Source organism: Anaeromyxobacter paludicola, from assembly GCF_023169965.1.
Lineage (GTDB): Bacteria > Myxococcota > Myxococcia > Myxococcales > Anaeromyxobacteraceae > Anaeromyxobacter_B > Anaeromyxobacter_B paludicola.
Genome location: NZ_AP025592.1, coordinates 3,251,823 through 3,265,939, shown reverse-complemented (window position 1 = coordinate 3,265,939; position 14,117 = coordinate 3,251,823). Strand labels below are relative to the sequence as shown.

The 14,117-nt window shown below is 73.1% G+C and carries 12 protein-coding genes and 1 tRNA gene; 3 read left to right on the top strand and 10 right to left on the bottom strand.

Annotation, left to right across the window (positions count from 1 at the left end; all coding sequences use genetic code 11):
* Positions 1–804 (bottom strand): electron transfer flavoprotein subunit beta/FixA family protein, encoded by an 804-nt coding sequence (locus AMPC_RS14610; protein WP_248342031.1) that lies wholly within the window; start codon positions 802–804, stop codon positions 1–3.
* Between the two features lie 173 nt (positions 805–977).
* On the opposite strand from AMPC_RS14610, the gene AMPC_RS14605 reads away from it, so the two are divergent.
* Positions 978–1,649, top strand: coding sequence for a DedA family protein (locus tag AMPC_RS14605; protein WP_248342029.1), 672 nt, complete (start codon positions 978–980; stop codon positions 1,647–1,649).
* Here AMPC_RS14605 and AMPC_RS14600 read toward each other — a convergent pair.
* The 3 genes from AMPC_RS14600 to AMPC_RS14590 form a co-directional block, all read right to left on the bottom strand.
* Positions 1,600–2,760, bottom strand: coding sequence for a butyrate kinase (locus AMPC_RS14600; RefSeq protein ID WP_248342027.1), 1,161 nt, complete (start codon positions 2,758–2,760; stop codon positions 1,600–1,602). The two genes, AMPC_RS14605 and AMPC_RS14600, sit on opposite strands and share 50 nt — an antisense overlap.
* Positions 2,761–3,486: 726 nt before the next feature.
* Positions 3,487–5,322: an ATP-binding protein gene (locus AMPC_RS14595; RefSeq protein WP_248342025.1), complete on the bottom strand. Its 1,836-nt coding sequence runs from the start codon at positions 5,320–5,322 to the stop codon at positions 3,487–3,489.
* A gap of 230 nt (positions 5,323–5,552) precedes the next feature.
* Positions 5,553–6,008: a hypothetical protein gene (locus AMPC_RS14590; RefSeq protein WP_248342023.1), complete on the bottom strand. Its 456-nt coding sequence runs from the start codon at positions 6,006–6,008 to the stop codon at positions 5,553–5,555.
* A 260-nt stretch (positions 6,009–6,268) separates the two neighbouring features.
* Between AMPC_RS14590 and AMPC_RS14585 the strand changes: the two genes are divergently transcribed.
* Positions 6,269–6,712, top strand: coding sequence for a hypothetical protein (locus tag AMPC_RS14585; protein WP_248342022.1), 444 nt, complete (start codon positions 6,269–6,271; stop codon positions 6,710–6,712).
* A 150-nt stretch (positions 6,713–6,862) separates the two neighbouring features.
* On the opposite strand, the gene AMPC_RS14580 is transcribed toward AMPC_RS14585, so the two are convergent.
* The 6 genes from AMPC_RS14580 to AMPC_RS14555 form a co-directional block, all read right to left on the bottom strand.
* Positions 6,863–6,938 (bottom strand) — tRNA-Phe (locus AMPC_RS14580).
* Positions 6,939–7,053: 115 nt separating this feature from the next.
* A complete protein-coding gene (locus AMPC_RS14575) occupies positions 7,054–7,416 on the bottom strand; it encodes a hypothetical protein (protein WP_248342019.1) in 363 nt (120 codons plus the stop codon).
* Between the two features lie 239 nt (positions 7,417–7,655).
* Positions 7,656–8,477, bottom strand: a complete 822-nt coding sequence (locus AMPC_RS14570) for an MXAN_5187 C-terminal domain-containing protein (RefSeq protein WP_248342017.1) — start codon at positions 8,475–8,477, stop codon at positions 7,656–7,658.
* A 35-nt stretch (positions 8,478–8,512) separates the two neighbouring features.
* Positions 8,513–9,592 (bottom strand): prolipoprotein diacylglyceryl transferase, encoded by a 1,080-nt coding sequence (gene lgt, locus AMPC_RS14565; RefSeq protein ID WP_248342016.1) that lies wholly within the window; start codon positions 9,590–9,592, stop codon positions 8,513–8,515.
* Between the two features lie 4 nt (positions 9,593–9,596).
* The gene (lspA, locus tag AMPC_RS14560; protein WP_248342015.1) at positions 9,597–10,184 is read right to left on the bottom strand and encodes a signal peptidase II; all 588 of its coding nucleotides are present in this window, start codon (positions 10,182–10,184) and stop codon (positions 9,597–9,599) included.
* On the bottom strand, positions 10,181–12,976 hold the full coding sequence (locus AMPC_RS14555; protein WP_318654328.1) for an isoleucine--tRNA ligase: 2,796 nt from the start codon (positions 12,974–12,976) through the stop codon (positions 10,181–10,183). Before AMPC_RS14555 ends, lspA begins: the two co-directional genes overlap by 4 nt.
* Positions 12,977–13,096: 120 nt before the next feature.
* Here AMPC_RS14555 and AMPC_RS14550 point away from each other — a divergent pair, with 120 nt between their 5' ends.
* Complete coding sequence (locus AMPC_RS14550; protein ID WP_248342012.1) at positions 13,097–14,080, top strand: ATP-grasp domain-containing protein; 984 nt, start codon at positions 13,097–13,099, stop codon at positions 14,078–14,080.
* Positions 14,081–14,117: the final 37 nt, after the last annotated feature.

Sequence of the window (14,117 nt, the reverse complement as noted above, 5' to 3'; positions counted from 1 at the left end):
CTAGAGGACCTTCGCCTCGGCGTGGAGCTTCTCGTAGAGCTCGGCCACGTCGGCCACCTTCACGCCGCCCTGGCGCTTCGGCGGCTCGGCGAGCTTCTTCACCACCACCTTCGGGGCGAGGTCCACGCCGAGCGACGCCGCGGCGAGCTCCTTCACCTCCTTCTTCTTGGCCTTCATGATCCCGGGCAGCGAGGCGAAGCGCGGCTTGTTGAGCCGCAGGTCGGTGGTGACCACCGCGGGGAGCCGGAGCGCGAGCGTCTCCACGCCCCCGTCCACCTCGCGCACCACCTCGAGCGTCTTGCCGTCCGCGGCGAGCGCGAGCCCCGGCTGCTTCTTCTGCTCCGCCTCGCTCTCCAGGCTCTCGGTCTTGGACGCGAAGGTGGCCTGCGGCAGGCCGAGCCGCTCGGCGAGGTACTGGCCGACCTGGTTCTGGTCGTCGTCGATCGACTGCTTGCCGAGCAGGACGAGGTCGGGCGTCTCCTGCTCGAAGAGCTTCTGGAAGATGGCCGAGACCACCACCGGGTCGAGCGGGCCGTCGTGCTTCACGAGGATGGCGCGGTCGGCCCCCATGGCGAGCGCGGCCCGGATCTCGGTGACCGACTTGTCGCCGCCGATCGAGGCCACGACGACCTCGCCGCCGTGCTTCTCCTTGAGCCGGAGCCCCTCCTCGACCGCGATCTCGTCGAAGGGGTTGAGCTTGTAGTTCACGCCGTCGGTGACGATGCCGCTCCCGTCCGGCTTCACCTTGATCTTCGACTCCGGGTCCTCGACGCGCTTGGCGGCGACCAGGATCTTGAGGGGCATGCCTGCTCCTTGATTCGAGAATCGATCGGTCCGGCGGGGCTATATTGCGCACCGCGCCACAGGGCCGCAACGACTTCGGCCGCCGACCCTCTCAAGGGGGCGGCGCCGGGGGAACCCACCCGCCCGCAGTTCGCCGCCTCCGTCGCCGCCGGGCGGACCTATCATGGTGAGCCGTGCTGCTCCGCCTGCTCACGCACTTCAGCTACGCCGCGATCTTCGGCGTGCTGGTGTCGGCCGGGGTCGGGATCCCCTTCCCCGAGGAGCTCACGCAGCTCACCGCGGGCTACCTGGCGCACGAGGGCGTGATCTCCTTCTTGCCGGCGCTCGCCGCGACCTACCTCGGCATCCTCACCGGCGACTACCTGCTCTTCCGGCTGGGGCGGAAGCACGGGAGGCAGGTGCTCGAGAACCCGCGCATCGCCCGCGTCTTCACGCCCAAGCGGCGGGCCTGGATCGAGTGCCACTTCGAGAAGCACGACTTCCTCACCATCATGGCGGCGCGGCACGCCTCCGGGTTCCGGCTGCCCACCTTCGCGCTCGCCGGCGCGAGCGGCGTGTCGAGCCGGACCTTCCTGCTCGCCGACGGGCTCTCGGCGCTGCTCTCGGTGCCGCTGGTGGTCGGGCTCGGCTACTTCTTCGCCACGCAGATCGAGGTGGTGAAGCGGCGGGTCCACGAGGTGGAGCTCGGGGTGGCGGTGGCCTTCGTGCTCGCGATCGCCGGCTGGGCCTTCCTGCACTGGCGGCGGGGCCGCGCCGACTCGCCCCGCTTCCTCCGCCCGGGCCCGGGCCGGCCGGTCAGCAGCGCGGATAGCGCAGCGCCTGCTCCGCGCCGCTCAGGGCCCTGAGCGCGCCGTCCGCCAGCGCCCGGAGCTCCTCCTCGCCCGGGTAGACGAACACCGGCGCGATCCACTCCACCCGGCGCGACAGGCCGCTCACCACCGGGCCGGCGCTCGTGAGCCCGCCGGTGAGGAGGATCCCGTCCACCTCGCCCTCGAGCACCGTCGCGAGCTCGCCCACCACCTTCGCGAGCTGGTAGCTCACCGCCTCGAGGAGCAGGAAGGCGGTCCGCTCTCCCCGCTCGGCGCGGGCGAGGGCGGTGAGCACCTGCGCGCCCGAGAGCGTGGGCTGGAGCGCGCGCGCGCCGAAGAGCCCCGCCGCCACCGAGCGGGCGTCGGCGCCCGGCTGGGCGCACGCCGCGGCGAGCGCCGTCTCGATGCTGTCGCCGCGGGCCTCGCCCACCGGCGCGAGCGAGGTCACCGCGTCGAGGAGGACGCCGCCGCGCAGGGCCGCGAGCGAGAACCCGTCGCCGAGGTGGGCCACCACGTGCTTCATCTCCTGCGTCGGCCGGTTCACGCCCGAGGCGTGGCGGCGGGCGACGAGCCGCATGTTGAGCGCGTGGGTGAGGGCCGTCCTCACCGGGCCGCGCGCGCCGCCGAGGCGGGCGAGCGCGTCGAGGGCCGCCTCGTCCACCGGGTCCACCACGTAGGCCGGGCAGCCGTGCTCGCTGGCGAGCGCGTGGACGATGGGGGCGCCGAGGTTCGCCTCGTGCTCGATGGGCGCGGCCTGGGCCTGCTCGCGCAGGAGCGCGTCGTCCACGAGGTAGGTGCCGGGGAGCGCGCGCGGGAGCAGCCCGCCCTGCCCCACCGCCGCGGCGAGCCGGCCCGGCTGCACCCCGGCCGCGGTCAGGAAGCCCCGGACGCCGTCGAGCCGGAAGTCCTGCTGCTCGAGCAGGCGGCGGCAGGCGCGGAGGCTCCGCTCCGAGTGCTGGACGGCGGCGGAGCGGACCAGCCGCTCCCCCTCGAACAGGCCCAGCCGGGTGACGCCCGGGGCGGGGTTCACTGCCAGCACGAGGGGCGCGCCGCGCGGGACGCCCTCGACCGGCGGCGGATGCGCTACGCCGAGAGGGTCGATGTTCCCTCCCAGGTGCGTCCCGACGGCGGCGTTCGGCTGGCCCACGGCGTTCCGAAGTGGTCCCGAGCCAGCCGCGCTCCGCTGCGGAGCGCGGCCGCCCCCTCCAGGCTCGGGACCGCGCCTTCTCTTTGCGAGCGGGATGCCAACCTCCCCGAGCCGAGCAAGGTCCGGCCAGAAGGGCGTCGCGGGCGCCCGGCCAGGTCACTCGGGACAGGGTGCCACCCCGGTCGGGTCGGCGGCCATGGGAGGTCCGAGGAGGCCGGTGCCGGAGGCGGCCGAGCGAGAGCCCCACACGGGTTCCCTCCCACGAGCCACCAACCTCTCCGGGGGTGCGGCCCTCCCTTTGACCCGCCCACCTCCGGCACCGTTCACCTACAGACCCGCGTGGGCGATAAGTGGCCGGGAACCCGGATGGTTTCCGGGTGCGGACCCCGCGCCGACCCAGGCGCCTCAGCCACCTCCGGCACCGGGGTCGGCACCGACGTCGAGCCCGGAGCCGCGGCGCGCGGCCGCCACCGGCACCGCCGGATCGGGCCTCGGCCGGCGCGGACCGTGCCGGGGCCAGGCGAGGCGGGATCGCCACCGGGGGCGCGGACCGGGCTCAGGTCGATGGAGAGGCCGACCGATTCCGCGCGGCGCCCGCCTCCGCCAGATTCCCCTGAACGTCTCCGGCTGCGGACGGGGCCGGCCCCCGGGGCGACGTCGTCATATGACGCAGCGATCGGTGAATTCACTCAGTCGGCCTGGGGCACGCGCCCGGCCGGCTCCTCCTCAGCCCGCGTCGAGCACCGCACGCACGCGGGAGAGGAGCCCCGGTCCGGTGAACGGCTTCTCGAGGAAGTCGATCCCCGGCTCGAGGACTCCCCGCTCGGCGATGATCTCCTGCGGGTAGCCCGAGACGAAGAGCACCTTCAGGCCGGAGTGCCGGCGGCGGAGCTCCTGCGCGAGCGCGCGGCCGTCCATCCCGGGCATCACCACGTCGGTGACGAGCAGGCGCAGCCGGCCGGGCTCCTCCCACTCGAGCGCCAGCGCCTCTCGTGGATCCGCGGCGGCCACGACCTCGTAGCCGGCTGCGCGGAGCACGCGGACCGTGACCGCTCGCACCTGCGGCTCGTCCTCGACCACCAGGACCGTCTCCTTTCCGCCGGTCGCCTGCGGGGCCACCGGCCGGGCGTAGGGCGGGGCGGCGGCGATGACGCGCGGGAAGCAGAGCTCGAAGCAGGTGCCACGGCCCAGCTCCGTCTGCACGTGCGCGTGGCCCCCGGCCTGCTGGACGATGCCGTAGACCGTGGCGAGCCCGAGCCCGGTCCCCTTCCCCGGGTCCTTCGTCGTGAAGAACGGCTCGAAGAGGTGCGCCCGCACCTCGGGGGACATCCCCTCGCCCGAGTCGCGGACCGCGAGCCGCACCCACTCCCCCGGCATGCGCTCGGGGTCCTGCGCCGGCTCCTCCGTGGCGTTGCGGGTCTCGAGCTCGAGCACCCCTCCGCGCGGCATCGCGTCCCGGGCGTTGACCACCAGGTTCAGGATCACCTGCTCCACCTGCCCGGGGTCGGCGTGCAGGGTCCACAGGCCGGGCTGCAGCTTCACCCGCAGCTCGACGTCCTCTCCGAGCAGCCGGTCGAGGAGCTTCTGCATCCCGCGCACGACCGCGTTGAGATCGAGCGCCACCGGCGCGATGACCTGCTTGCGGGCGAAGGCGAGGAGCTGGCGCGTGAGGTCGCGGGCGCGCTCGCCGGCGGCCAGGATCTCCTCCACGTCCTCCGGCTGCGCCGCCGCCCCGCGGGCCAGGTCCTCCTTCAGGGACGCGCTGCAGGCCAGGATCGCCGTGAGGAGGTTGTTGAAGTCGTGCGCCACGCCGCCCGCGAGCCGCCCGATGCTCTCGAGCTTCTGGGACTGCAGGAGCTGCTCCTCGGCCTTCTTGCGCTCCGTGATGTCGCGCGAGACGCCGACCACGCCGACGATCTCGCGCGCGGCGTCCCGGAACGGCGAGCGGGTGGTGAGGTGCAAGCGCCGGCCGCGCGGCGTCTCCAGCCACTCCTCCAGCGCCTCCGGCTGGCCGGTGGCGACGATCCGCCGATCGTGGGCCATGACCGCCTCGCCCACGGCCGCGTCCCCGTGGATCTGGCGATCGCTCCTCCCCAGCACCTCCTCGGGCCGCCTGCCCAGGGTGGAGAGCGTGGCCGGGTTGGCGAAGACGAAGTTGCCCGCGCGGTCCTTCACGAAGACCGGGTCGGCGAGCGCGTCGGTGATGGCGCGCAGGAGCGCCTCGCGCAGGACCACCTGCTGCTGGGCGCGCCGCTGCCGCTCGAGCGCCCAGCGCATTCCGGCGTGGAGGAGCAGGGCCGTCACGACCGTGAAGCCGAGCCCCTTCCAGGTGGACCACTGCGCGTACTCCTCGGAGGTGCGCGCCGCCGCCGCGACCAGGTGGTCCGAGAAGGAGATCCAGGCGCCGGAGAGCGCCAGGTACAGGAGCGGGATCCAGACCTCCGGGCGCAGTCCGCTCGCGCCGGAAGGGCCCGCATCGTCGGCCGGCCCCGTCAGCCTCGCGGCCAGCGCCTCGTCGAGGCCGGGGTAGGAACTGGATGGAAGGCGCGGGCTGGGTGCCATCCGGGGCCCTCTCGGCCCGAGGTGGGCGGGGCGGGAGTCTCCTGTCTGGTTAGTCCAACACGGGGGCGGTCACAAGGGTTGCCACGGAAAGGGGGCGCGCATGTCCCCTGGTCGAGGGGGGCGGAGCACACCATCGAAGCGGCGCCGGCCGCGCCACCCGGGCTCCTGCTTGCCGCGGGCCCCGAGGGGCCCGGCGAGGAGAGGAGCACCCCGGTCGCAACCGGCAGGCGTCACCGGACGCAAGCGCCGCGCTGGCAGGTGCCCGAGAGATTGGCGCACGGCGTGCCGTCGGGGATCATCACCGGGGTGACGCTGTTCTGAACCTTGATGCAGTTGCAGTAGTGATACGTGGTGGGGCCCACCAGCGTCTGGCTGCCAAGAGTGCACGTGTAGCCAGCCGGGCAATTATAGTCGGTGCAGTAGTTGCTCCACTCCGTGTTGGTGCACTGGAGCTCCCCACAGTCGTCGGGGTCGCTCCCCCCACAGCTCGCGAGCGAACCGTAGTAGACCCAGTGCCCCGTGTAGCCGCTCCACGCGGCCGCACACAGGCGGTCGCGTACCTCGCGCGACGCCGTTCCAAGCTCGTCCTTCGGCGCACTCCCACCGCAAGCCAGGAGCGCCGCCAGCAACAGGCATGTCAGGCGATGGCAGGCGCGCATCCGGTCCCCCTGAGTGTCGCCGCGCACGCGAGGCGTACGCTTCGGGTTGGCCGATGCCGGTTCAACGCCGCGGGGCCGTCCCGAGACGTTGTACAGTGACCGAAGGGGCGAGCGCGGAGAAACCTTTCGCGAGCACCCGCACACCTCGCTCGGTTCGCCCCGACGGGATCGCCGTGCGTGCGCCAACAGCGACGAGCGGCAGCCGGTCGTGCATGCCCTCTCCCCGGAGCCGATGTTGGTTGGTTCGCGAGTCCGACGCCCATTGACGCCTGCGCAGAGGTGTGCCGTTGATCGCGCTTCGCCAGCTTCGCAGGGGGAATGACATGCGACTCGCTCTTGGTCTCGTGCTGTTCCTCGCTCTCCTGCCGCCGACAGCCGCCCACGCAAAGCGCGCGGTCCCGAAGAAAGTGCCACCCGTGATCCAAGCAGGGGTCAGGTACGTCTTCCCGCACTTCACCGACGACGATGGCACCTGGATCAAGAGCGGGCTGGTCCAGGCCCGGGACGAGAAGACGAACGCGCTCCTCTGGTCCATCCAACTCTACGAAGTATGGTTGAACCCTCGCATGGAGGGCGACGTTCAAGACGTCGCCATCAACTCAGCCCGAATCGAGGGCGACAGGCTGATCGTGACCAACGAGCGGAATCACACCTACGCAGTCGACCTCGTTCGTCGGACCGCGGTCGAGGTGTTGACCTGGCCGCATCCCCCGTCATGCGTGCAGCGATGACGGCGCGACGCGGCCGGGCCGCCCTCCATCAGCCCAGGTGCTCGCCCCCCTTGCGGACCCGCCCTCCCGCCTCTGGTCCACGACCGCCCGAAAAACCGAAAGCCCACCAGACCTTGGGTCTGATGGGCCACTGTACGAGCTCAGATAAAGTGGTGCCCGGGGGCGGAATCGAACCACCGACACGGGGATTTTCAGTCCCCTGCTCTACCGACTGAGCTACCCGGGCTCCGGCCGTCCGCGGGCCCCGAGGGGCCCGCCGAGGTCCGGTCTTTTACGATCGATGAGGGGCGGAACGCAAATGGAAAGGGGCGCGCCGCGCGGGCCGCCCCGGAGGCGGCGCCTCAGCGCGCGCTCGGCTCGAACTTCGCGGTCGCGAGCCTGCGGCGCGGCTCGACGGCGCGCCGCCGGCCCTCGCCGCGCGCCATCGCCTCGGCGTGGCTCGCGAGGTTGGCGCAGGTCACCGAGGTCACGCCCTCGTGGCGCGCCTGCAGCTCGCGCCAGAAGCGCACGCGCGCCCCGTCGGCGAGGAGCCGCTCCTGCAGCGCGGCCACCTGCGCCCCGAGCCGCCTCCCGTCCTCGGCGTCGCGCGCGAGCGCGCCGGCCGCCTCGGCGGGAGGCACGGTCAGCCTCGACAGCTCCGCCGCCGCCGCGCCCCGCGTCGCCACCCACCCGGCGACCAGGCAGACGGCCGCCAACCAGGCCAAGCGCCCTCCCACGGACACCTCCCTCGCGCCCGCGCTCTCCCGGGCCGCTCGCGAGCAAAGGCTGGGCACCGGACGACCGCGCGGCAGCGCCCCGGGGGGTGGCCGGGATCGAGCCGGGTCGAGCCGCGCGGGCCGAGGCCGGTCTCTGCCGCCGCCGAAGCGCACCCCCGCGCCGCGCCGGTGTGCCGGGGCCGCTCGGGCGTCGCCCCGCGCCCCGCGTGCGCCGGCGTGACGGTATCTCAGCCCTTCGGCACGGCCTTCAGCACGGCCCGCCCGTCCTGGATCACGACCTTGAAGTCGATGTCCTTCGCCTTGAGCCGCTCGCGCAGCTGCGGCGTCTGCTGGGCGACGGTGCGCGCCACGGCGTCGTAGGTGATGCGCGACACGTCCTCGTTGCAGCGCCGCTTCGCGTCCACGTAGGCGTCGTAGAGCGCGCGCACCCGCGGATCCTCTCCGGCGCCTGGCGGCGGCCGTGCGAGCGCGGGGGGCGCCATGCCGGGCGGGCGGATCGGAGGGGCAGGGGGAGCGGGGCGGGGCGACCCGGTCGCGGCGGCCGTGAGCGCGGCCGGCGGGCCCGGCTCGGCCGCTCCCGCGGGAGCGACGGCGCTCTCCGGCGCCGCGTCGCTGCCGGGCGCGGCGGGGGCAGGGGCGCCGGCGCGGGCCGGCCTCGACCCGCCCGCAGGATCGCGCCCGGCGCGGCGCCGCGCCTTGTAGAGGTCGCGCCGGTACGTGCCCTCCTCGCGCTCGCGGGAGTTCCGCATCCAGAGCCGCTCGTAGGAGATGAAGCGCGCGTGCAGCGCCTGGACCCGGAAGCGCAGGCCGGCGTTGCGCGTGAAGGCCGTGAGCAGCCGGTTCACCTGCTGCTTCAGCACGGCGCGATCGCGCACCGGCTCGACCCGCTCCACGCCGAGGAAGTAGAGCTCGTAGCGCGCCCGGAGCTCGTCCATGTCGCGCTCGACCTGGTCGCACTCGTCGGAGAGCGCCTCGCCCGCGCTCTGGTCGCGGGCGCGGTCGCCGGGAGCGCCGGGACCGCCCGGCGGGCCGTTGGGAGGACGGGTCACGCGCCTGCGAGTCTAGCGGCGCCGGGACCCGGCGATCAAATCGCCGCCGGCCGGGCCGCCGCGCCGGCCTGCCGCCGGCCCCAGGCGAAGAGGGCGGCCCCCGCCGCGAAGATGAGGAGCGACGTCCACTGCCCCACGCCGAAGCCGGCCACGAGCCCGCGCTCCACGTCGCCCCGGAAGACCTCCACCAGGGACCGCAGCACCGCGTAGGCGAGCAGCCAGCTCGCGAGCACCTGCCCGGTGAAGCGGCGCCGCGGCCGCACCACGAAGACGAGCAGGAGGAACAGGCCGAGCTCGCCGAAGGCCTCGTAGAGCTGGGTGGGGTGGACGGGGAGGGTGCTCAGCCGATCGGGCGAGAGCAGCTCGGCCGCGTTGGGCCGGGCCGCGAAGGTCTGGTAGGCGAGCGACTCGGGCGGGAAGCGGGTCAGCCACGGGACGTGCCCGTGCGAGACGCCGCCCCAGCAGCAGCCGGCGGCGAAGCAGCCGAGCCGGCCGAAGAAGTGGCCGAGCGCCACCGAGGGGATGAGCGCGTCGGCGTAGGCGAGGAACGGCATCCGGTGGCGCCGCAGGTACACGATGCTGGCCGCCACCGCGCCGAGGAAGCCGCCGTAGAAGACGAGCCCGCCCTCCCAGATGGCGAGGAGGCGCGGCAGGCGCCCGAGCGGGGTCGCCACCCCGGCGCCCGGCCCGACGTACTCGTCCCAGTTCACGGCGATGAAGTAGAGCCGGCTGCCGACCAGCGCGGCCACGATGAGCCAGAAGGCGAGGTCGCTCACGCGATCCGGGTCGAGCCCGTCGGCCCGGGCGAGCCGCTGCGCGACGTGGATGGCCACCAGGAAGGCGGTCGCCATGGCGAGGCCGTAGGTGTGGAGCGGCAGCCGCACCGGACCGTCGAAGAGGCCGGCGCGCCAGGCCGCGCCGAGGCCGGCGAGGAGGAGCCCGAGGGTGAGCTTGTCGTCCCAGAGCGCCGCGCCGAAGGAGACGGCGACGCGCCCCTTCGCCGACTCGCGCCGGTAGCTCACGGCCCGCGCGACGGCGAGCGCCACCACGGCGGCGAGGGCCAGCGCCAGCGCGGCCGGGCCCGGGAGGGTCAGGGTGAAGAGGATGGGGAGCATGGTCCTAGACGGGGTCGGGCCGATCGGCCGGGCGCGAGGGCTGCAGCATCAGGAGCGCCACCCCCACCACGATGAGCGAGTCGGCCACGTTGAAGGTGGGCCAGCGGATGTCCGGCCGGTTCCACCAGTACCACTCGACGAAGTCGATGACGTACCGGCGCGCGATGCGGTCGATGAAGTTCCCGACCGCGCCCGCGAGCACGAGGGACATGGCGAGCTGCAGGTAGCGCTGCTCCTCCCGCAGCCGCCGGTAGTAGTGGAGGATGAACGCCACCGCGCCGAGCGAGACCACGGTGAAGAAGGCGTTCCGCACGCCGTCGGAGAGCCCGCGGAAGAGCCCCCAGGCCGCGCCCGGGTTCTCCACGTAGTTCATCCGCCAGACCGGAGACCAGACGTAGAAGGGCGCCGTCGCGTACGGCTCGAGGTGCTCGAGGGCGTAGAACGCCGCCACCTTCTCGCCGAGGCCGTGCGCGCCGGCGCGGTCGAAGGCGGTGGTGAGCCGGTCCACCGCGAGGAACTTCGTCACCTGATCGGCCGTGACCAGCGCGAGGAACAGCGCCAGGAGCAGCCGCCACTTGGGGGCGAGCCTCATGCCAGCGCCGCGGCGCACTTGCCGCAGACCTCGGGGTGGGCCGGGCTCGCGCCCACGTCCTCGGCGTAGACCCAGCAGCGGGCGCACTTCCGTCCGGGGGCCGGCGCGACCGCCACCGCGAACGGCCCCTCGGCGAGCGCCACCTTGGACACGATGAAGAGGGTGGGGAGCTCGGCCGCCGCCTCGCGCAGGAGCGCGAGTTGCTCCCCCTCGGCGGTCACGGTGACCATGGCCTCCAGGCCGGAGCCGATCTTCTTCTGCTTCCGCTCCTCCTCGAGCGCCTTCTGCACGGCGGCGCGCACCTCGGCGAGCTTCGCGTAGCGCGCCTCGAGCGCCTCGGCGCCCTGGGGGCGGGCCCGCTTCGGGAGCCCGGCGAGGAAGACCGTCTCGGCCTTCTCGCCCGGGAGGTGGCCCCAGGCCTCGCTCGCGGTGAAGGAGAGGATGGGGGCGAGCAGCCGCACGAGGTCGCTCGCGACCGCGTGGAGCGCGGTCTGGGCGCTCCGCCGCGCCGGGCCGTCGGCCTTGGCGGTGTAGAGCCGGTCCTTGATCACGTCGAAGTAGAAGGCCGACAGCTCCACGGCGCAGAACTGGATGGTGGCGTGGTAGGCGAGGTGGAACTCGTAGTCCTCGTACGCCTGCGTCACCTTCTCCACCCAGGCGGCGAGCCGCGAGAGCGCCCAGCGGTCGATGGGCAGGAGCTCCGCCTCGGGCAGCGCGTGGCGCGCCGGGTCGAAGCCCTCGAGGTTGCCGAGCGCCCAGCGGAGGGTGTTGCGGATCTTGCGGTAGCCCTCGGCGAGGCCGTTCAGGATCTCGTCGGAGAGCCGCACGTCGTCGCGGTAGTCGGAGGCCGCCACCCAGAGCCGCAGCACCTCGGCGCCGTGCTTCTTGATGATGTCCTCGGGCGGGATGCCGTTGCCGAGGCTCTTCGACATCGCCTTGCCCTGGCCGTCCACCACGAAGCCGTGGGTGAGCACCGCCTTGTACGGCGCGTTGCCGCGGATGGCCATGGAGGTGAGGAGCGAGCTGTGGAACCAGCCGCGGTGCTGGTCGGAGCCCTCGAGGTAGAGGTCGGTCGGGACGCCCATGCTCGGCGTCTTCGCCGCCACCGCCGCCCAGGAGACGCCCGAGTCCCACCAGACGTCGAGGATGTCCTGCTCGCGGCGGAAGTGGGTCCCGCCGCACTTGGCGCACTTCGCGTCGCCGGTGAAGTCGGCCGGCGCGTGGCGGTACCAGGCCTCGATGCCCTCGGTCTCGAAGGCCTCGGCGACCCGGCCCATCACCGCCGGCGAGACGAGCGGCTCGTCGCAGCCGTCGCAGTAGAAGACAGGGATGGGCACGCCCCAGGTGCGCTGGCGCGAGAGGCACCAGTCCGGGCGGTTCTGGATCATCGAGTAGATGCGCTCGCGCCCCCAGCTCGGGATCCAGCGCACGCGGTCGATCTCCTCGAGCGTGCGGCGGCGGAGCTCGTCGTGCTCGAGCGAGAGGAACCACTGGTCGGTCGCGCGGAAGACCACCGGGTGGTGGCAGCGCCAGCAGTGCGGGTAGCTGTGGCGGAGCGAGGCCTTGGGGTTCGAGAGCAGGTGGCCCGACGCGGCGAGGTCGGCCACGATGACCGGGTTCGCCTCGAAGATCTTCTGGCCCGCGTACTTGCCGGCCTCGGCGGTGAAGCGCCCGGCGCCGTCCACCGGGTTGAGCACCGCGAGCCCGTACTTCAGGCCGACCTGGTAGTCCTCCTGGCCGTGGCCGGGGGCGGTGTGGACGAGGCCGGTGCCGGCCTCGAGGGTGACGTGCTCGCCCAGGATCACCGGGCAGCGCCGGTCGATGAAGGGGTGCTGGTACTCGAGCCCCTCGAGCGCCTTGCCGTCGAAGTGGGCGAGGATCCGCTCCGGGTGGGCCAGGGCCGCGGCGGCCACGGCGCCGCCGCCGCCGGTCGCCGCCTCGTGCGCCGCCGGGGTGTGGGGCGTGGGGGCGTCGGCGAGCTTCAGCTCCTCGGGCGCGCAGGCCGCGAGGAAGGCGGGGAGGAGGTCCTTCGCGACCACCACCACCTGCGCGCCGAGCTGGTAGGCGACGTAGGTGAAGTCGGGGTGGGCCGAGACCGCGAGGTTGGCGGGCAGGGTCCAGGGGGTGGTGGTCCAGATGACGAGGCGCGCCGGCTTGCCAGCGAGCTTCGGGTCGGGGAGGGGCGAGAGGAGGTCGAAGGCGACGTGGATCGAGGGCGAGGTGTGCTCCTCGTACTCCACCTCGGCCTCGGCCAGCGCGGTCCGGTCGGTGATGCACCAGTAGACCGGCTTCTTGCCGCGGAACAGGTAGCCCTTCTCGGCGGCCCGCGCGAAGGTGCGGACGATCTCCGCCTCGTAGGGCGGGTTCATGGTGGCGTACCCCTCCCAGCGCCCCATGAGCCCGAGCCGGCGGAACTGCTCGTTCTGCTTCTTGATCCACTTCTTCGCGTAGGCGCGGCAGGCGGCGATGATCGCCGGCTTGTCCATGTCGCGCTTCTTGGGGCCGAGCTCCTTGTCCACCTTGAGCTCGATGGGCAGGCCGTGGCAGTCGGAGCCGTGCAGGTAGTCGCACGCCTCGCCCTTCATGTTGCGGTACTTGGCGATGACGTCCTTGAGGACCTTGTTGAGCGCGTGGCCCATGTGGATGTCGCCGTTGGCGTACGGCGGGCCGTCGTGGAAGACGAACCGCGGCGCGCCCCGGGCGACGTTCTGCTCGACGAGCTTCTCGAAGACCCGCCGCTCCTCCCAGTCGCGCAGGATCTCCGGCTCCCGCTGCGGCAGGTTGGCCTTCATGGGGAAGTCGGTGCGCGGGAGGTTGACGGTGCTCTTGTAGTCGGCAGCCACGGTGACCCTCGGGTAAGACTCGGTTTTCTAGCAGCCGGGCGGGAAGCGATCAATTAAGGTGAAGCGCCCATGAAGAGGAAGAAGCGCCCCGTCGCGCGCGCGCCGCGCGCCGCGCGCCCCAGGCCACCGGCGGCGGAGCGGCTCACCGTCGGCATCCTCTCCCGCAACAAGAAGCTCTACTCGACGCGGCGGCTCGTGCAGGCGACCGGCGAGCTCGGCCACCGGGCCCGCGTGCTCGACACGCTCCGCTGCAACCTCGTGCTGGCGCGCGGCTCCTCGCGCCTCACCTACCGCGGCAAGGACGTGAGCGGGCTCGACGTGGTCATCCCGCGCATCGGCGCCTCGATCACCGGCTACGGGCTCGCGGTGGTGAACCAGCTCGACATGATGGGCGTGCCGGTGATCGCGAACTCGATCCCCATCGCCCGGGCCCGCGACAAGCTCCGGGCGCTGCAGCTCCTCTCCCGCTTCGGCATCGACATCCCGCGCACGGTGATGTGCCGCTACCGCGAGGAGGTGGCGGCGGCGGTGGAGGACGTGGGCGGCCTGCCCTGCATCATCAAGCTCATCCAGGGAACGCAGGGCGTCGGGGTGATGATCGCGAACTCCATGGTCGAGGTGGAGGGGATGCTCGACACCCTCTGGTCGATGGGGCAGGAGATCCTGCTGCAGGAGATGATCGCCGAGTCGCGGGGGCGGGACGTGCGGGCGCTCGTCATCGGCGACCGGGTGGTGGCGGCGATGCGGCGGCAGGCCCGGACCGGCGAGTTCCGCTCCAACATCCACCGGGGCGGCTCGGGCCAGCGGATCGAGCTGCCGCCCGAGTTCGCCGAGGTGGCGGTGCGGGCGGTCCACGTCATCGGGCTCGAGGTGGCCGGCGTGGACATGCTCGAGTCGCGGACCGGGCCGAAGATCATGGAGGTCAACAGCTCGCCCGGCTTCGAGGAGCTGGAGGCGGTGACAGGGGTGGACATCGCCCGGCAGTACGTGGAGCACGCGCTCGAGTTCGCCCGGGCCCATGACGCGGGGTGGGCGAAGCGGCGGCTCATCTAGGCGGGCCTGGCGCGAAGATTCTCTGCCGGTCGGCCTG